15 protein-coding genes are annotated in these 17,865 nt (G+C 62.6%); 1 reads left to right on the plus strand and 14 read right to left on the minus strand.

Translation table 11 applies throughout. The annotated features are described in order from the left end of the window. Window positions 1-5 precede the first annotated feature (5 nt). The gene (locus B9A95_RS11715) at window positions 6-9,761 is read right to left on the minus strand and encodes a peptidoglycan DD-metalloendopeptidase family protein (protein WP_170928603.1); all 9,756 of its coding nucleotides are present in this window, start codon (window positions 9,759-9,761) and stop codon (window positions 6-8) included. Window positions 9,762-10,844: 1,083 nt separating this feature from the next. Beyond that, window positions 10,845-11,675, minus strand: a complete 831-nt coding sequence (locus B9A95_RS11720) for a class I SAM-dependent methyltransferase (protein WP_084047457.1) — start codon at window positions 11,673-11,675, stop codon at window positions 10,845-10,847. A gap of 157 nt (window positions 11,676-11,832) precedes the next feature. On the opposite strand from B9A95_RS11720, the gene B9A95_RS11725 reads away from it, so the two are divergent. Further along, complete coding sequence (locus tag B9A95_RS11725) at window positions 11,833-12,138, plus strand: DUF6232 family protein (RefSeq protein WP_281255862.1); 306 nt, start codon at window positions 11,833-11,835, stop codon at window positions 12,136-12,138. A gap of 2 nt (window positions 12,139-12,140) precedes the next feature. Here B9A95_RS11725 and B9A95_RS11730 read toward each other — a convergent pair whose 3' ends face one another. From B9A95_RS11730 to B9A95_RS11785, 12 genes are all read right to left on the minus strand, one after another. Then, window positions 12,141-12,626 carry a hypothetical protein gene (locus B9A95_RS11730; protein WP_139806720.1) on the minus strand — a complete coding sequence of 162 codons (486 nt, stop codon included), beginning with the start codon at window positions 12,624-12,626 and terminating at the stop codon, window positions 12,141-12,143. A gap of 44 nt (window positions 12,627-12,670) precedes the next feature. Continuing rightward, on the minus strand, window positions 12,671-13,009 hold the full coding sequence (locus tag B9A95_RS11735) for a hypothetical protein (RefSeq protein WP_084047460.1): 339 nt from the start codon (window positions 13,007-13,009) through the stop codon (window positions 12,671-12,673). A 237-nt stretch (window positions 13,010-13,246) separates the two neighbouring features. Beyond that, window positions 13,247-13,720, minus strand: coding sequence for a hypothetical protein (locus B9A95_RS11745; RefSeq protein WP_084047462.1), 474 nt, complete (start codon window positions 13,718-13,720; stop codon window positions 13,247-13,249). 48 nt (window positions 13,721-13,768) lie between these two features. Next, window positions 13,769-13,987 (minus strand): hypothetical protein, encoded by a 219-nt coding sequence (locus B9A95_RS11750; protein WP_084047463.1) that lies wholly within the window; start codon window positions 13,985-13,987, stop codon window positions 13,769-13,771. A 6-nt stretch (window positions 13,988-13,993) separates the two neighbouring features. Continuing rightward, complete coding sequence (locus B9A95_RS11755) at window positions 13,994-14,404, minus strand: hypothetical protein (RefSeq protein WP_084047464.1); 411 nt, start codon at window positions 14,402-14,404, stop codon at window positions 13,994-13,996. Further along, the gene (locus B9A95_RS36245; RefSeq protein WP_281255850.1) at window positions 14,401-14,532 is read right to left on the minus strand and encodes a hypothetical protein; all 132 of its coding nucleotides are present in this window, start codon (window positions 14,530-14,532) and stop codon (window positions 14,401-14,403) included. Before B9A95_RS36245 ends, B9A95_RS11755 begins: the two co-directional genes overlap by 4 nt. Then, window positions 14,529-14,918: a hypothetical protein gene (locus tag B9A95_RS11760; protein WP_139806721.1), complete on the minus strand. Its 390-nt coding sequence runs from the start codon at window positions 14,916-14,918 to the stop codon at window positions 14,529-14,531. The genes B9A95_RS36245 and B9A95_RS11760 overlap by 4 nt, the downstream gene beginning before the upstream one ends. After that, window positions 14,905-15,318, minus strand: coding sequence for a hypothetical protein (locus B9A95_RS11765; RefSeq protein ID WP_084047466.1), 414 nt, complete (start codon window positions 15,316-15,318; stop codon window positions 14,905-14,907). The genes B9A95_RS11760 and B9A95_RS11765 overlap by 14 nt, the downstream gene beginning before the upstream one ends. Then, complete coding sequence (locus tag B9A95_RS11770; protein WP_084047467.1) at window positions 15,315-15,728, minus strand: hypothetical protein; 414 nt, start codon at window positions 15,726-15,728, stop codon at window positions 15,315-15,317. Before B9A95_RS11770 ends, B9A95_RS11765 begins: the two co-directional genes overlap by 4 nt. Before the next feature lie 3 nt (window positions 15,729-15,731). After that, on the minus strand, window positions 15,732-16,229 hold the full coding sequence (locus B9A95_RS11775) for a hypothetical protein (RefSeq protein WP_084047468.1): 498 nt from the start codon (window positions 16,227-16,229) through the stop codon (window positions 15,732-15,734). A gap of 75 nt (window positions 16,230-16,304) precedes the next feature. Then, window positions 16,305-17,417, minus strand: a complete 1,113-nt coding sequence (locus B9A95_RS11780) for a phage major capsid protein (RefSeq protein WP_084047469.1) — start codon at window positions 17,415-17,417, stop codon at window positions 16,305-16,307. 76 nt (window positions 17,418-17,493) lie between these two features. Continuing rightward, a complete protein-coding gene (locus B9A95_RS11785; protein WP_084047470.1) occupies window positions 17,494-17,841 on the minus strand; it encodes a hypothetical protein in 348 nt (115 codons plus the stop codon). Between the last annotated feature and the right edge of the window lie 24 nt (window positions 17,842-17,865).

The following is a 17,865-nucleotide window of genomic DNA, read 5'->3' on the forward strand; positions in this document are numbered from 1 at the left end:
TGACCTCAGGGTCTGAAAAAGGCGAGTTCAGCGGGCAGGTTGCCCTCTGGAGCCACGAGCTGATTGAGGGACACGACGGTGGTGCCGAACTCCTCTTCCCGGCGCGCGGCCGTGTTGTCCTTGATCGCGTCGGTGAGTGGGGGGAAAAGAGTGTTGAACAGGTCCCGCAGCGGCCCGAGCGTGCCGTTGAGTTGCACGTCGAGCGCGGGCACCTGGGCGGCGATCCGGCGCAGCACATCGTCCGGACTCAGCCCCTTCGTCAGCCGGTCCTGCAGCTCGTCGAACAGAGGATCGAGCTGCTTCATGAAGCGCTTGGCGACGAGCCCCTCACGGATGCCCTGCTGAATCCGGTCGCGGATGCCCTTCGTCAGCGCGTCCAGTGAGTTCCCCCCGTTCAGGAAGGTGTCGATGCCCCCACCCAGGGAGCCTCGCCAGCTCTCCCGGGCCTGCTCCGCAGCGTACGCAGCGGCTTTCGCGGTCTCCTGCTGCTCTTTTCGGGCTGCTTCTGCCGCTTCGCGCACCTTGTCGGCGTTCTCCTTCACCAGCGTGTCGAAGTCCGCCTGCGCGTTTTTGGCCGCCAGATCGTACTTCTGCCGGATCAGGTCTTTCTGCTCCTCGGTCAACTCGGTGCCTGCGAGTTCGGCCTCCATCTCCGCCTTGAGGCGCTTGAGGGTGAGCGCCAGGCGTTTGCGCTCGAATCCCTCCGTGATCCGGGTGCGTTCCTCGTCGGTCTTGGCGAGCAGCAGGGCCTTTTTCTGCTGGAGGTCCAGGTCACTGCCCTCCAAGTCGAGCTTGCGCTGGGCAAGGTCACGCGCAAGAGCGAGTTCACGTTCCCGGGTTTGCTGAGCCGCCTCCTCCTCGGCCAGCTTGCGCTTCAGGCGGTATTCCTCGCGGATCAGCGCCTTCTGCTCCTCGGTCAGACCCTCGACGGCAAGAGCTTCTGCCATTTCGAGATCTAGCCGCCGGAGGGTCAGGGCCAGCACCTTCTTGTCGTAATCCTCCTGACTGATCAGCTTCCCGGCCAGCTGAATTTTGAGCGCCGTTTCCTCGTTGTTCATGCCCCGGGCGTCGAGGTCACGCTGCTTCGCCGCCGCTTTTGCAGCACGCTCCTCGGGCGTGAGCGCGTCGTCTTCCAGCTTTTTCAACGCTTCAAACAGCTTTTTCGCTTCGGCCAGGTCCCCCTTGTACGCTGCCATGAGGACCGCGTAGGCCTGCGCCACCTGAGTGGGGTCACCCGTTTTCAGGGCGTCCGTGTAGCCCTTGATCGCGGCGGCATAGGTGTTTTGCCGGGCTGGATCGTTCAGGAAGCTGTCGATCATGGTCTGCTTCACCGACTCCCGGATGCTGGCCGAGAGGGTCTTGGCAAACAGGCTGAAGTCGTTGGCCTCCAACGCTTTCTGGAAGCCGTTCTGCATGCCGTTCATCACACCAGATGCGATGGTCTGCGCGACTTTGAGCCCGAGCTTGTCGATCTCGTTGACCACCTCGGGCCCGCCGCCGAAGATGTCCGCGAGCCAGCCCCTGGACCGGGTGAACGTCTTCTGGTAGTCCTCAGCGTGCAGGAGGGGGTTCTGCTCCTGGAACTCCTGCTTGAGCCGCCTGACCTCCGCCTGGGCCTTTTTGAAGCCTCCGATGGCCTCAGCGATGCCGGAGACGACCTTCGTGATCGCCTCCACCCACGCGCCGACATCGGCTGGGTTGGCGATGATCTTGGCGACGTCGCCCGCGAGTGCCAGCAGCTTTCCAGCGGCATTGGCCGCCCCGTTCAGGTTGGCCTCCAGGTCCTTCCAGGGGGTCTGCAACTTGGCCCCCGTCAGGCTGTCGTATTCCTCCTCTGCCGCGCCCATGGCTCCCGCGAACGAGTCGAAGGCCCCGGCCACCTCCTGCACGTAGCCCAGGACCTCTTGCAGCTTCCCGAACTTCTGTAGCAGGGCCGCCACCTTGGGGTCCATCGCGTGCAGGGAGGCCGCCAGGTCACGGAACTGCTTGGCGAGGGCCGGGTTCCCCGCGGCTTCCGCCTGCCGGGCCATCTCGCGCAGACCGTCCGCGTTTTTGTGGAGCCCAGCGGTGAACTGCTCCGCCGTGATCTCGTGCTTCTCGAAGGCCGTGCCCAGGTCCTGGACCTGCTTCTGCCAAGTGGCCAGGACGCCAGGAGCCAACTTCGCGTCGGAGAGGGCATCCTGGGCTGCCTGGAGCTTGGTTAGAGCAGCCGCGTAAGCATCCGTCCCTTCGACGAGGCCCTTCATCCCCTCGCGTGCCAGCCGGACCTTGGTTTCGAGTCCGCTGATGAGCTGCTCGCGCCCCTTCGCCCCGAACGACTTCTCCAGGGTCCGCTGGGCCTGCTGCACCTGGAAGTCGGCGTGCTGTTCCTCAATCGAGCGGCGTGTGGCCGTCCCCTCGCGGGTGATGCGCGCCATCTCGTTCTGGTAGACCTGCTCGGCGGTGGCCACGTCGCCGTGGTCATCCTTGACCTGCTGCAAGGCGCGGGCGGCGGCTTCCCGTTCCAGCGTTTCCTTCTGTTCCAGGTACTTCTCGTCGGCGATCAGGCCCTGATCATGCTGCCACTCCAGCCCAGCCATCTTCCCGCTCGTCACCGCGTCTTGCAGGTTGCGGCCTTCCTGTTTGTCGAGTGCGGCGCGGTCCGTGATGCCCTTCTCTTTGATCCGCGTGAGGGTCGCTTCGTACTCGGCTTTGGCGACGGCTGAACTCTTCCCGTCCGCAATGGCTTGGTCGTAGGCCCGGACAGCTGCCGCCTTGTCGAGTTCCTCTTTCTGGCTCAGATACTCGCGCTGGTTGATCAGCCCTCGGCTCTGCTGGTCTTCCAGGGCGGCATACGCCTCTTTGCTGGAGATGTCCTCCAAGGCGCGGGTGTCGTCGCGCTCCAGGGCCGCACGGTCCGTGATGCCCTGCTCTCGAATACGGGTGAGCGTGGCTTCCCGTTCGGCCGCCGCTACCGTCTGGCTCTTCCCATCCTGGATCGCCCGCTGATAGGTGCGCTCCGCGTCCTGGCGGTCGAGTTCCTCCTTGCGCTCCAGGTATGCACGCTGACTGATCAGGTGCCGCGCGTTCTGATCTTCGAGCGTCGCGCGGGCCTTACCTGCCGCTACGTCCTCCAAGCCGCGCGCGTCAGCTTGGTCGAGATTCTGCCGGTCCGTGATGCCCTGTTCCCGAATACGGGTGAGTGTGGCTTCCCGTTCGGCCGCCGCTACCGTCTGGCTCTTGCCATCCTTGAGGGCCCGCTCGTAGGTGCGCTCCGCGTCCTGGCGGTCGAGTTCCTCCTTCCGATCCAGGTACGCACGCTGGCTGATCAGGTGCCGGGCGTTTTGGTCTTCGAGCGTGGAGCGCGCCTTGCCCGCCGCCGTGTTCTCCAGACTCCGGCTTTCCTCGTCATTCAGCTTCTCGCGGTCCGTTTTGCCTTGTTCCCGGATCCGGGTCAGGGTGGCCTGATACTCGGCCCAGGCGACTTCCCCATCCTTATGATCGGCAATGGCGCGGTTGTACGTGATCAGCGCATCGTGCCGGTCCAGCGCTTCTTTCTGGTTCAGATACTCACGCTGGGTGACGAGGTGCCGGGCGTACCGGTCCTCCAGCTCCGAGCGGACCTTGCCCGAGTCCACGTCTTCGAGCGCTCGGGTCTTCTGGAGATCCAACTGCTCACGCCCGGCCCGGGCCTGAGCGTGGATCGTATCAAGCTTTTCCTCTCGCTCGCGCGCCGCTTTGATGTAGGCATCGTCCAGTTCCGAGAGTCCAGCTGTCTCCCGGGTGAACTGGTCCTCTACCGCCTGGGCGTCGAGCTTTTCCTTCTGATCGAGGTAATCGCGGTCTGAGACCAGCCGCAGGGTCTTGCGGACCTCCAGCTGGTTCGCCTCGTGCCTGTGGGCCGCGTCCAAGTCGTCGAGGACCTTCCCGAATTGCTCCCAGAAGGCGTCACGCCCCTCGGAACCCATGTCGGAGAACGCCTCGCTCGCAATCGCCGCCAGCCCAGCCTTGAGCTTGCCATCCAACGTCTCAGGCTGGTTGAACACCTCGTCCATGACCCGCCCGGCCACTTCGTTCGCCTGAGCCTGGGGCAGGGAGAGGTCTTCGGGATTGATCTCCTGGTTATTGCGGTCCTGCGCGTCCTGGATCGCCTGTTTGCCCCGGTAAGCAATGGCGCCCAGGCTATTGCCCCCCATATCGGATTCCAGGCGGTCCAGGTTGTCGAGCACGAATTGCGCGGCCTTGCCTGCCTCGCCGCCCTTCTGGACGATCTCCTGCAGCAGCTTCACGTACCCGCTGTCACGCGGGTCCAGCCCCTGAGCTACCAGTTCGCCCAGCATCCCGCCCAGGTACGTGATTGTGGTGTTGGTATCGTCCGCTGCCGCCTGCTCCGCGTCCGACTCGTCCTTGATCTGCTGGATGCGCTCGCGGCTAGCCTGGATCATCTGCGCGGCCGCCACCCCCTGATCGATCAGGGCATAGGTGGTTCCCCGGATGGACGCCACGAGTTTGGTCTGGGTCAGCCCCAGTTTGTCGCTCTCGTGGGTCAGGTCGTTAAACGATTGGAGCGCCTGCCGCCGGGCCTCGTCGTCGAACTTCCCTTCCTGAATTTGTTTGCTCACTGAGTCGGTCAGCTCGCGGTACCGCTTGGTCAGGGCTTGGACACTCTCCCCCTGTTTGTCCACCACGTCGGTGACCTGCTGATCCGTTTCGGCCTGAGCCTTCCCGACACTCGCGGCTTGGGCGGTGTACGCCCGGCTGATGTCGCGGGTGTAATCGGCCTTGTAGCCCTTGGTCAGCCGGTCCCGGTCTGCCTGGCTTGCTCCCTTCGGAATACTCGCCAACGCCTCAGCGAGGGTGGATTCTGCCTGACGCTTGTCGAGGATCAGTTGCGCATCTGCCAGCCGTTTCCGGATCTCCAGCTCGCGGGCCGCATAGTTGCGCGTGACCGCCAGTTGCTTCTCGGCGTCCCCCTTCGCCTGGTCCAGGGCCTTCGTCCGGTTCTGGGCGAGGACGTCCAGGGCCTGTTGCTCCCCCTGCACACGGTCTTGAGCCTCACTCAGGGTCAACGCTGTGAGCTGCTTCTGGACCTGCTTGGTGGTCTCCAGGGTCTTGTCGTCCAGGGCTTTTTGGGCGGTGGCGACAGCTTCCCTGCGGGTCGTCTCAATGCTGACCCGATCTCGCTCGAACGCGGCATTTGCGTCAACCGTGATCCTGCCCAGGTTGGGGTCTTTCTTGTCGATTGCGTCCTGGATGGTCTTTTTCCGCTTAGCATCCGCGATGGCGAGAGCCCGTTCTGCTTCCTCCTGGCTGTATTTTTTCGTGAGTGCCAACTGCTTCTGAAGGTTCCCGTCAGCCGCTTTGATCTCCGCATCATTCAGGGTCTTGATGCGTGCTGCACGGCTTTCCATCACGCTGATGTCCAGGGCCTTCGCAGCAGACGCGAACTCTCGCTGCTGCTGGAGGCGCTGCTGCCCAGCGGTCTTCAGGGCCTGGCGCTGTTCGGACTCCACGCGGTCGTTGTTCCGCTTCTCGTTGGCCTGGTTCACGCCCTTCTGCCGGGCCACCTCGGCGTCTACCTGTTTGCTGGTCAGGGCCTTGGCTTGCTCACTGTTACGGTAGGCCTCGGCCTCCTCATCCTTCTGGCGGCGCAGCTCCGCGTTCACCGCTCTTGTGGCTGCCAGGATGCCCGGACTGGTCCGCTTCACGATCTGCTCTCGCTGGGCGGCCGTCAGCCCCTCCTGCGCGAGTTCGTCCGCCTGGAGCTGCTTCAGGTCTTCGAGGCGCTGCTGGGCCACCTCGACGTGACGCGCCTGCAGGTTCTTCTCGATGTCCGCTTCCGCAGCGGCGCGTGATTTGTTCAGTTCCTGCTGGCGCTTGTAGCCCTCCTCCACGATCTTCAACACTGAAGCTCGGACCCGGGAGTTCTCGGTGAAGTCGTGGATTTCCCGCGCACTCTGACGCTTCACCTCGTCGGAACTGGACTTCTCGGCCGCCGCCTTCCGGATCACAATGGCCAAGGCCTCGCCCCGGTACTTGTTCAGTTCAGCCGTGCTCGCCACATAGTCGTCGGTGCCCTTCTTTGCCTGCGCGAGCGCAGCCACCTCGTAGTCGAAGATTTTCTTCACGACACCGTTGTCGCCACCGCTGGCCTTGATCCAGGCGTCGATCTGGTTGTCGGCCTGGCTCTGGATCTTGCCCCCCACTCGGGTGCGGGCCTGCAGGGCGGCCATGCGCCCAGCGGCAGCGGCGAACTTGTCGTAATCGGCTGGGGAGACCCCGGCGCTTTTCAGCTCCTTTGCGGCGACCTTCGCGTCCTCGACCACCTTTTTCCAGATGGATTGATGGGCCTTTTTGAAGGCGTCCGCTGCGGCGATGATCTGGCTGTCCGCGTGACCGCTCGCCTTGGTGGCCAGCAGGTTCGAGTAGAGCTTCTTCGCCTCTGCCTCCCAGGCCGCCTGTTGGGCGGCACGGTCAGGCAGGGCTCCGTGGCCTCCACCAACTGGGGCCGGTCCTCCCACAAACGGGATGCTCCGGGCATCCACCGGGGTATTGCTCCCTGCCAGATACCCCATCAGGTGCAGGTGCGGCACAGATCCGGCTGTGGTGCCGGTGTTTCCGACCGTGCCGAGCTTCTGCCCGCGCAGCACGAGAACCTTCTTTGCTCCGGCGGCCAGCGCCTTCTGAATGCCCTCATCGAAGGCGTCAAGGTGAATCCCGGTCAGACGATTCCCCGCGGCGTCAATCAGGTCGAACACCTTACCGTTCGCATCATCCTTCCGGAACGACACTGCTCCAGCAAAGGGAGAAAAGATCGGCGTCCCCCTCGGGGCCTTCAGATCAATGCCGTTGTGAACGGCATCCGCCCGGACCGCACCGTCGTGATGGTAGTCCTTCCCGCTCACACCGAAATCGTTCAGGATCTTCCGTCCGGCCAGGCCAAGCCCTGCGAAGAGGGACGCCGCTGTCGCGTCCGGTTTAGGCGCGAACGTCGTGGCGGGGTTCATCAGGTTGTACGCTTCCCGAGCACTCGGGGCCACGAGATTGGCGGGGAGCGGTTTGCCGAGGTTCTCGCGGATCTTCAGGTCCGCATCCTGCGCCATTTTCAGGTACTTCTCGAAGTTCTCGGCGATCTCTTTGTATTGCGCGATCGCTTCCCCCGGCGTCTTCGGGTTCGGCATTAGGCCGCCACGCACGAGGGCATCCTGCAGGCGGTCCACGTTGTTGAACTGGCTGACACTTCGTCCGACAGCCACAGGAAGCATCAGGAACTTCAGCACGCGCGTGGTGCCATCGTCTCCCGGGTAGATCGTCAGCTTGGCCCACAACTCGCCCGGCGACTTCAGGTTTTGCAGGCTCTGGCTGAACTCCATGAGGCTCTGCGCCATGGGGCTCAGGACCTTGGTCACGAAGTCGGACAAGAAGGGCATGACCGACATTCCCAAGTTCGTTTTAAAGGCCGTCCAGGCGTTGCTCATCGTCTGGACCTGGTCCTTGTAGTTCGCTGCTGCTTCCTGGGCCTTGCGCATGGCGAGGGTGGAGTCGTTGCTCCCCTTCGTCATCACGTCGGTGTTCTTTGCCACCAGGGGCATGGCGAGCGCGAGTTCCGCGAAGGTGCGCTGGACCTGCTGGCTCTTGAGGTTGACGTTCCCCAGCGAGAGGCTCAGGGCCTGGCCCTTATCGTCCAGCTCGTTCGCGCCGGTGACGAAACGGCGGAGGAACTCCATGGGGTTCTGCTTCAGGAGGGCGGCGGCCTCGTCGCCCGTCATGTGCATGATCTTGCCCCAGGCTTCGAGCTTCGGTCCGCCTTCTGCAGCGGCCTGTGCGGCCCGCTGGAAGAAGGTGGAGAGCGCACCGCCGGCACCCTGTGCCCGGGCACCGGTCTGAATCAGGGCAGCGGACAGCGCCGTCATTTGCTCGATGGTCAGACCGACGTGCGCGCCCTGAGAGGACCAGAATTTCAGGAGGTTCGTGACCTCGGGGATGGCCACGCCGGACTCGGTTTTCAGGGCGACCAAGCCGTTGACCATGCGGCCGAAGCCCGCATTCACCTCAGCGGTGGTGGCGCCCGTCGAGCGCAGGACCTTCACGATCTCCTGCCCCACGTGTTCCAGACCTGCTGCGTGCCCATTCACGTCACGGAGGACCACGCTGAGGGCCGCCATGTTCGTCGTGTAGGTCTTGATGCCCTCACTGCCGTGCAGGCCCACCAGGACCGCCTGACGGCCCAGCTCGATCAAGTCCTTTGAGGCCACGGGGAGCTTGGTGCTGAGGGTCCGCACGTACTGCCCGAAACGGTTGATCTCAGTGGCGCTCTCTCCGGACAAGGCCTTCACCTGGGAGAGTTGCTTGGTGAACTGCCCAGCCTTGTCCACACCGTCGCCAAGGGTGTGAACCAAACCAGCAACGGCTGCAGCGCCAGCGACAACGGGTCCCATCGTTGCGGCCATCGCCGCCATACCGAGTTCAGGACTCACGAACGAGGCGGCGATGGCCGCATTGTTCATGCCACCCGCTCCACGCACACCCAGGGCGCCGCCCACAGAAGCCCGTTGAGCGGCTGCGGCGGCCTGCTGCGCACCTACCGTCCGGGCGAGCGCTGCCGTGTACCCGTTCTGCGCCTGGGCCAGCTGGGCGAGGCGCTCGGTCTGCTGCACATCGAGCACGCCCAGGTTCCGCAGGGCGACGATTTCCGTCTGAATCATGCCCAGTGAGTTGCGCATCACAGCCTGCTGCGAGGCCAGGGCAGCGGCCAGCTCTCTCTTGGTGATGAGCCCCGCCTGCTCGGCGTTCTGCAGCCGGGTGGTCTCGTCGGCCAGTCCCCTCACGGTGGCGCGCAGGTCCTGCACGCCCGCTGCCACACCGGCCGCGAGGCTGCCCTTCGTGATGGTGCCGTTGATGCTGTTCTGAACACTGACGGCGACGCGCAGCTGCTGGCTGTAGTTGTTGAGGAGCTGGGTCAGCTCCTGGATGCGTTTCATCTGCGCTTGTTCAGGCACGCCGAGGTCCATCAGGGCGGTCTTCTCGGCTTCGAGGGCCACGATGGTGCTGCGGATACGCTGCTCCCGCTTCGCCATCTCGGCAGCAGCCGTCACGTCGTTCACGGCCTCGGACTGCCAGGCGATTCGGTAGGTGTTGATGCTCTGGGACGCCTCACGGGCCGCCGCCGCTTCTACCTTGAAGCGGTTCGCTGCGGGGGAGCTGGCACCTGTTGCCCCCTCTGCTGCTGCCAGGGCCTTGAGGGCCTTCTCCGCAATGGCGGCTTCCTTACTGAGGAACCCTTCTGCTTCCGTTACGCCGGTCAGGACGAGCTTCAAAGCGGCGCTCTTGCTCTTGAATTCGTCCATCCCGACTGCCCCTCGGGAGTACATGTTCGAGAGCGTGCCGACGCCTCGGGCAGCGGCAGAGAGCGCGCCGTCCACCCGCTGGGTTTCCTGAATAACGATCTTCTGGCGACCCACGAAGCTGTCAAGTCTGCCTGCCACTTCATTCAGGGCCGCGATCAGCCGGTCCGTGCCTTCCATGCGGATATTGAGGGTGGTGGTTCCCTTCTGGGTCATCTGGTCGAGTTCCCGCTGAAGGGCTGTCGCGTCGAGTTTGACGGGGACCAGCAGGGCGTCGGTGAGCTTGGCCAGTCCAGAGCGCACCTCAGTCACGTCGAGGGTGGGCTTGATCCTGACCTTGCCGGTCGCCTGGGCTTCCGCACGCTCCAATTCACGCAGCAGGGCCGCGTCGTCGTAGTGCAAGAGGATCGTGCCGGTAATCTCGCCTAAGTTGGGCATGTGGAACGCCACCTCCTTCAGGGGCGCAAAAACCCGCCGCGAGGCAGCGCAAATCTGCCTTCGGAAGGGTGAAGTTCGTGGTATGGGTGAGACATGACTGCAGCGCCCGGCGGACATGCCGAAACCACGTTCTTTCAGGGCAACTACTCAGCATGTCGTCCCGTCTCGCGCTGAGAAATCATGCCCATTATAATTTATTGTGTATAGGGAGGGTCCTTATATGAACATAATAATGAGATGCCTATTTATATTGTTTGTAATACTTACAGTATATGTCTATATGCTTGCCGCGTATTTTAATAGAAGCACACTAGAACGTAACACATCATCAGATGTGTTTGGTAGAATTGCGAGAGATATGGCAGAAGGATGCGCAAAGCAGGAAAAGTTGATTGGCAATTGTCAGGATAGAGATTTTAGTAAGGATAAACTATATCAAGTAGTGGTAATTAATAGCGGCAAATCAAGGATTTCGTTTGTAAAATCAATCTATGCACCAATACAGGTATACATATATGAGAAGTAAAAAATTTTTCTACCTGATACCTACAGCTCTATTAATTTGGTTTATTTATAGTGATATAAAATATAGGTTCATTGGGCACTTTGCGAACTCAATAGCTGAATACTATGTCATACAATGCCGAAACAACTTACCCAAAATGGATACTCGCTCCTTGAAAGGTAAGTGCGAACTTGGTAACAATATATCAACACTTATTGCTGGCAAATTCGTAAAAATGTATTATTCAGATAAAGACACATATATAGTGGGCGATTCTTTTGGAGGAGTTTCATACATATTTAGTGTTAACCTAAATAATATAATGAAGCTTGGTCACGAGTAAATTTCTTGTAACTACTCACCACGAGGATGTCTCTCGTGGTGAGTAGTTACCTTTCAGGACGAGAAGGCAACGCTGACAAACGCCCGCTTGTAAATACTCACCACGAGTATGGCTCTCGTGGCGAGTAGTACACTTAAACTACGTAGCTACTTGGCACGAGAGCGGATCTCGTGCCAAGTAGCTACCAAAGTTCTATGGAATGATCCTATGCGCTCTGTAAAATAGCATCAAGTTACTACGTCTTCGAAGAGGCGATCGCCATTACATGTGCACTCGCACCTAACAGCGTCACCTCTTCCTCAAGGCGTTGAGCCACCTGAATCAGCCACTTGCGACGCTCTGGATCTGCCCAAGCCTCATCAAAGTCGCGCATGGTCCACCCAGGACCTTCTACACCCAGCAAAGCACTGACAGTAAAGCCTGCTTCTAACAATTCATCTCGAAGCTCAAACGGATGGTGGAAGAAGGTGGTGGTGAAGTACGGCTTTCCGGGTGGCGGACGATGCTGACCGTCCAGAAGGTCCTGGTTAGCCATTGCCATGAACTCCGGATCAGCGTACATGCCACCGAACAATCCATCAAAGGTAGATGCAAAGCGGTTCACGTTCATCGCCAGCAGAACACCACCCTCTCGCAGAACACGGCGCGCCTCGCTTAAAGCCTTCAAACGGTCTTCGCGCTGAGTGAGATGATAGAGAGGCCCGAACAACAACACGGCATCTGCACTGCCCGTCTCAAAAGGTAGCGCGCAAGCATCTCCCACAACAGCGCCATTCAGGGGTGTCTCCGCTTGGAGTTGTGAAGCAGCGAGGGCCTGTTCTACATGCAAGGGAACAACATCCAGCAGGTCAACAACGTATCCATGATGAGCCAACCAAAGAGCGTGCGCACCTGGACCACCACCGATATCGAGGACACGAGCAGGTGCCGGTGGCAGGAACCGCAGCATAAGTTCCTGAACCCGCAGTTGCTCCAACTGGTTGTGGCCACTGGAAAGGCGCGCTGCTTCCACGCCCTCCGTGTACATCTGCATCGCTTCGTCGGGAATACTGGTTTGTTCAGTCATGTGCGCCTCCTGAGCCAAATGTAGCGAAATACACACGTCTCAACCAGATAAGCCAGACGACCAGTCAACCGTTTGCTTCATCGTCTGGCGCAAACTTGCCCCCGTCGCACCATTCAGTACGAAAACTTGGTTCGCACTGAGTAGTCACGCCCGCTTTATCTCCGACAGGCAGACGCACGCTATGAGCGGCATCACGTCAGTGACCCAAATGGTAGACCGCCCGTACATTAGAACGCCCATCCTGCTCGGCATCATTGCCGTGATCTGCTTTATAGCGGGCGCAGCTTTAGTCGGCGGGCTTTTCATCCTGGGCGCCCTGTGGAGCTGGTTTGGCTACCAGACGAAGTACACCGTCGTGATCCGGACATCAGCCGGGGAAATCAAGGCCCTGACGGACGCGAACGGTGAGCGCGTGGGGAAGATCATCGCGGCGCTGAACGACGCCATCGTTTTCAGGGGCTGAACTCACGGCTTTGCAGCGGCCCTGATGGCGTCCCATGCGGGCAGGACCTCGCGCGCCCAAACCTCGTCGGGGCAGCCTCCATCCCGCACCCAAGCCAGAATCGCCCGTGCTTCCTCCCGCGACATGCCTGGGAAAGGTTTGGTCTCCACCTCGGGCCGGGCCGCCTGCGCTGAGGCCTCCCGCGCGTCCGGGTCTCCCAGATACTCCTCCATGACGATCCGGAAGGCGCGGTGATACCGCCGGTCCTTCAACGTCATCGGCTCCAGGATGCCCGCCTTCCGCTTGTCGTAGTCGTCGAGCGCCTTCTGCACTGGACTGGGCTCTCCCTTTGACCCTTTCTCGTCGTGCAGCCCTTCGAGGCGTTTGACGGCCAGCTCCGCGCGGATCTCCGGCCACATCAGCTGGCCCTGGTGCTGCAGGAGGTCTGTGAGTTGTGGGGAGGTGAGTCGCCCGATCTGTTCCGGCGTCCAGCCCGTCACGCCCATCAATTCCCTGACCTGCGCGTGCAGTGCGGCCTGCGCCTGGGCCGGGCTCAGTCTTTTTTTGCCTCACCACCTGCATCCTTCGGTTGTGGCATCTCCGCGTAGATCAGTACGTACTCCACCAGGTCGAGGCCAGGGACCCCTACCTGTTCCATCAGCCAGTCCCGCGTGATGGTTATGGGGTCTGTCTTCTGCACGCGCAACCGGAGTTTCATGGCGATGTACTCGGCCCGTTCGTCGAACGTGATCCCCCCAGGGCCAGCGCTTCGGCTCTTGATGGCGAAGTACTCGCCCACCTCCATCAGCGTCAGGGGGGCGGCCTCAAAGACGATGCCCCCAAGCGTGAAGGTGTCCTCGCTGCGGCCCGCGATCAGGGTAAACAGGTTCACTGGACCTCCGGAAGGAAAAAACCCTCGCGTGGCCGATTCATGCCCTCGGCCAGCTTTGGGAGTCTGTATTTGTGGTTCTCAAAAACGATGCGCGTCCCAGCCCGGATGGGCCTGTGCGCGCACAAACTGGGCGCGCGCAGGCCCTCAGGCGTGACGCGGGGGCAGAAGAAGGTGACCAGCACAGGGCGGCCACGCTTCTTCTCCCGAATCTCGAAATACCCCGCGTCACTCATGGGATTAGCTGGGGAAGACGGGGGCGCCCACGCGCGTCCATTCGAGGGTGAAGCCGCGGATCAGCGTGTCATCCGGGCCGGTACCTTCTTCACCCGTGTAGACCAGCTTGGCCTGGCCCTGGTAGCTCACGCCCTCGGGGTCCGTGTAGCGGGCCATCACGTCGTGATTTTGCGTGTCACCCTCGCTGCCCCGCTGGATCATCTTCTTGACCGTCGCGTTCTTCGGCCCAGCAATGGTCTGGAAGGTCTGAGCACCGGCACGGTGGACCACGCTGGCAGCCGTCTGCGAGTTGCCGTCCTCATCGTCGAACAGGGGCGTGCGGTTGGTGGTCACGCCCGGCTTGTAGCCCGCGATCTGGTTGGCGCTGGGCACGAAGGAGTAGACGAGGGGCGTGACGCTGGGGCTGAGGGCAATCTCCAGCTTGGCCTTGGTGCGGGTGTTCGCGCTGGTATCAGGAGCGTAATCGAGGTCAGGCATGTGCTGTGTCCTTTATGGGTGTGAGAGGGCGGAGGGCCGGACGAGGGGTCAGGACTGGAGATTCTTGTACTGGGCGAGCAGGGCCGCTTTCGCTTCCTTCTCGTCCTTGGCCACGACGGAGAGGCTGTTGCCCTTGCCGTCCGAGGCACGGACCTTCACGCCACCCTCGACTTTCACGGGCTCGCTGTAGGTCAGGGCGGACCTGGCGTCGGTAGTGGACTCTGCAGGCGTGGGGGTGGTGCTGTCGTTTGCATCTTTCTTGGTCATGGCGGTTCACTCCGTGTAGGTGAGGATGAGGCGGACAGCGGCCCAGGGGCGCTCCCCCTGGCTGCTTCCTGGGCGAGGGGCCGCGCAAGGACCCAGGGAAATGCCACCCAGCGGCGGGAGGCCGGGGTGGCGGGTGACGAGGTCCGGCAACTTCCGGGCCGCGTGATACAGGGGCCGGAAGTCGGCCAACTCCTGGTCCTGCCCGGCGAACAGGGTGACCAGCACGGTCAGGCGGCGCACCTGAGGGGCGTGGCCGTCTTCCTGGGCGTGCAGCTGGAATTCCTTGCCGTCGAGGCCATCAGTGACCACGGCGTAGGGGCCTGCAGGCCTGGGATTCGGCGTCGCGTCGTGAACGGACAGGGTGACGGGCGGGGACAGTCCGCGCGCGAGCATGGGCAGGGCTTGCAGGGTGTTCACTTCGCTCCCGTCACCACCTTGATTGGCCGCTGCTCCATCGCAGCCAGCAGCTCACGCGAAAGAAGCAGCGCAAAATTGTCGGCAATCACGAACAGCCCGATCTGCGTCTTTTTCTTGCGCTTGCTCACTTGCCTGTCACCCCCATCGCCACCCGGATGACTACGTGAATGTCACGGTCGTGCAGGGCGTCATCCATGTAGGGACGGCCACCCTGGTCTGGCGGCTTGAAGTGCAGGTCTACGTTGTAATCGGGCGGATCGTGGATGCTGCCGAACTCGGCGCGCAGGAGTCCTGCAGACCTCGCGCCAATGCTCTCTCGCAGTCGGCCGGTCTGCTCGGCGGGATACTCGCCCTCAGTGCTGGCCGCATTGGGCTGGCCTGGGTACTGGGTCCCACTGCCCCCACCGGAGAGCTTCTCGCGCAGCACGTCCGCCGCAGCTTCAGCCGCCTTGAGCACCTTCAGGGTGAGCTGTTCCTTGTGCTGGGCCACACCCGCCCGGTTAAGGCTCGCCACGTTCAATCACCTCCCCTGGAGCGCCGAGAGGCGCGAACCACACGACGTGGAGGCCCTGCAACCCTTCATCACGGGCGTCAGCAGTCGGGTAGTACGCCACGTCCTCGAACATCAGGTGCCACCCTGGTTCTGCAACGGGCGCATCGTGCGGCAGGTACACCTCGAACTTGGGGATTGGCAGGTCACTCCCCGCAGCGGCCTGCTGGGTCTGGGTTGAGGCAGGCATCAGCAGGCCACGCACGGGCACGGACGTACCCGCTTCCACCTGACGCCGCCCATCGTCGTCGAAGTCACCCACGGGTTTTCCGGGTGGCACGATCTCCAGGTCCTGGCCGAGCGCTGCTGCCACTCGCGCGAAGAGGGGACGGGTGAGCGCCCGAATTTCATCCCTCGTGATCATCGTGCAACTCCAGGGAAGAAACGAGGGCGGATCTGGGCAGGAAGCGCGAGGGCAAGAAAGGTCTCAGCGTGCATGTCCCAATCCGATGCAGCGATCACTGCCTGCCCTCGCTCATCCGTGCTGGTGGCGAGCTTGAGTTCGAGCCCTCCAATCTTGACCTGCTGAACACCCTGCTCGGCTGGCGTGTCCAGCGCGATCACGCCTCCCAGCCCGGCTTTCAGCGCCAGTGCTTTGGCTGCCAGGGCTATACGCGCTGCCTCCACCTGCTCGGGCGACAACTGCCCTTCCGTCACCCGCCGCTCCGTCAGTTCCCGAGCCAACCAAAGAGCGGCTAGGTTCACATGCACCTGCTCCGGTTCCGGCGCGTCCGGAATCAGGTCTGGCACCTGCCCGGGCTTCACCGTGATCACGGGTTACTCCGCCAGGACGAGCGTGCCGTCTACCAGAGCCCGGCCCACGGCGTGCGTGAGCTTCACCGACAGGGGCTCCTTACCGATCACGCGCTTCTCAGGGTCCTGCTCAGGATCCCCGAACGTTCCACCATACCCAGCAATGACGCTGTTCACGGTCACCAGCACCGTCTCATTTGGGGTGGCAGAAGGCGCGGTTGGAGCCAGGTCGTTCGCGTTCGACCCTCCGTTGATCTCCGCGAGAACCGCCTCGCGCTCGGTGTCTGCCCGGCCTAACCAGTTCTGCAGTTGCTCGACCGTCACCCCCTCGGGTTCGAGTTCCACGTCCAAGGTGTTCTGCACCTGCCACGTGAGCACTTCCTTCTGCACGGCGTCCTTCTCGGTTGCCAGGCGATCTGCCCAGCCCTGAAGTTGCGGGGCTTTCGGGTCGGGTCCACTGGTGTCGATTTCCAGGCCCAGCTCCTGCTTGAGGACCTGGGCATTCTCTGCGCGGGTGGCCACGTTGGGCCTCCTTTCGTACGGGGTCCCCACAACCCGCGTCATGGGGACGGTCTAAGCTCCGCTGAGGGCGTGGTCTCAGGCGCTGCGGCGCGTGAGGGTGGTGCCCACACCGATGTCCGTCTTGGCAAAACCCATCTTCTCGCTGACCTGCACGACCTTGATCTGACGCTTGATGATCGTGTCGTACTCCACCAGGTCGAAGCGGGGATCCACGGCCATCGTCAGCCCGCGCGAGGGGTCAATCGCCAGCAGCTGGCGGCTGCCATCCAGCACGCTCTTGATGGGCGCCATGCGGGGCTCCATGCCCAGCAGAACGGGCAGGGTGCCGGTATTCCGGACGTCCTCGGCCGCGCGAGCGCTGCTGCTGGGCGAGGAGATGAAGTCCAGGCTGAACATCGCAGCGAACTCCGTGGGATCACCAGTCACGATCGTCGGCTCGGCCCCCACATCGCCCGCCTTCTGCAGCAGCGCAATAATGTCCGCCAGCTCGAAGGTCCCGACGTTCAGGGTGTCCACGTTCGGCGCGGCGTTGTTGTTGCCGTCACCGTTGCGGATGATGCGCAGCGCCGTGCGAATCTTGTTGTTCTCCGAGCGGCGCGCGACGTTCCCGAGCCAGCGGTCGAAGGTGCTGAGGCTGGCGTACAGGATGGCCTCGTACGTGGCCTCCAGGCGACCACCGAACTTGTACAACACCACCGTCTTGCCGGTGCTCTCGATGCGCAGCACGGGGAACTCCGCGCCCTCGGCGATGCGGCTGAGGTCAGCATTCTCGTCGTCGTCACTCTCGCGGATGATGCCAATGTCGGTCGCGCCGCCCTCGGCGGTCACGGTGTCCGCCACCAGGTCGGCCAGGCGCAGGCCATTGCGGCGGGTGTTGTTGATCTCGCGGTACCGCTCCTCGATGTACAGGGGGAACAGGATGCGGTCCGCGTCGTTGGTGAAGAACGCGTCATTCACGCTTGTGGCCGCGTGACGGCCCTTGGGCTGGATACCCGCGCCCCGCGCGATGATCTGCTTCCAGGCAGGGACCGTGTTCCCCTGCGCGTCACGCGCCTCGGGGATGTAGAGCTTTTCGCTCAGGTCGCCCTTCTCGGCGAGGACTTGCAGGTGCTGGGCGAAGGTGCGCTTGTTCGCGCGGGCGTCCTGCTTCAGGTCGAGGCTGATGTCCTTCAGTGCGAGTTTGGTCATGGTGCCCTCCAGGGCGGGTACAGCGAAAACCGCCCTGGCGCGCTGGCCGGGGCGGGCGAGTGGGGCGGGGTGACCGTTACAGCTGAATGTTGGCGACGCCGGCAGCCGCACCGTTCACGAGCAGCTGCTTGCCGCCCGATCCGACGAGGGCCTTACCCGCGCCGTCCACCACCAGGTTCTGCAGGCCAGTCGCAAGGGTGCCCACAGCGGGAATGTCGGTGAAGCCCGCGCCGTAGATGGCGACGGTGCCGTACCCGTCCTTCTCGATCTTCAGAACCTTGCCGAGCAGCGGGTTGCCGTTCGCGCCGCGGCCCGCACGCCCGGGGCCAGTGAAGGCCACGGCGTCACCCTCCTGGGTGCCCGCATCGATCTGCATGGTGGGGAAAGCGTTCTGGCCGTTGAAGATGAGGTCTGCAATACGCATGGTGTGTCCCTCCTGGGGATGGGG

The sequence above is a fragment of the Deinococcus hopiensis KR-140 genome (genome assembly GCF_900176165.1).
Classification (GTDB): domain Bacteria; phylum Deinococcota; class Deinococci; order Deinococcales; family Deinococcaceae; genus Deinococcus; species Deinococcus hopiensis.

Coding starts and splice junctions, on each gene's coding strand:
- B9A95_RS11715 (WP_170928603.1), bottom strand. CDS start 9,761: ATGCCCAACTTAGGCGAGATTACCGGCACGATCCTCTTGCACTACGAC.
- B9A95_RS11720 (WP_084047457.1), bottom strand. CDS start 11,675: ATGACTGAACAAACCAGTATTCCCGACGAAGCGATGCAGATGTACACG.
- B9A95_RS11745 (WP_084047462.1), bottom strand. CDS start 13,720: ATGCCTGACCTCGATTACGCTCCTGATACCAGCGCGAACACCCGCACC.
- B9A95_RS11750 (WP_084047463.1), bottom strand. CDS start 13,987: ATGACCAAGAAAGATGCAAACGACAGCACCACCCCCACGCCTGCAGAG.
- B9A95_RS11765 (WP_084047466.1), bottom strand. CDS start 15,318: ATGATCACGAGGGATGAAATTCGGGCGCTCACCCGTCCCCTCTTCGCG.
- B9A95_RS11780 (WP_084047469.1), bottom strand. CDS start 17,417: ATGACCAAACTCGCACTGAAGGACATCAGCCTCGACCTGAAGCAGGAC.
- B9A95_RS11785 (WP_084047470.1), bottom strand. CDS start 17,841: ATGCGTATTGCAGACCTCATCTTCAACGGCCAGAACGCTTTCCCCACC.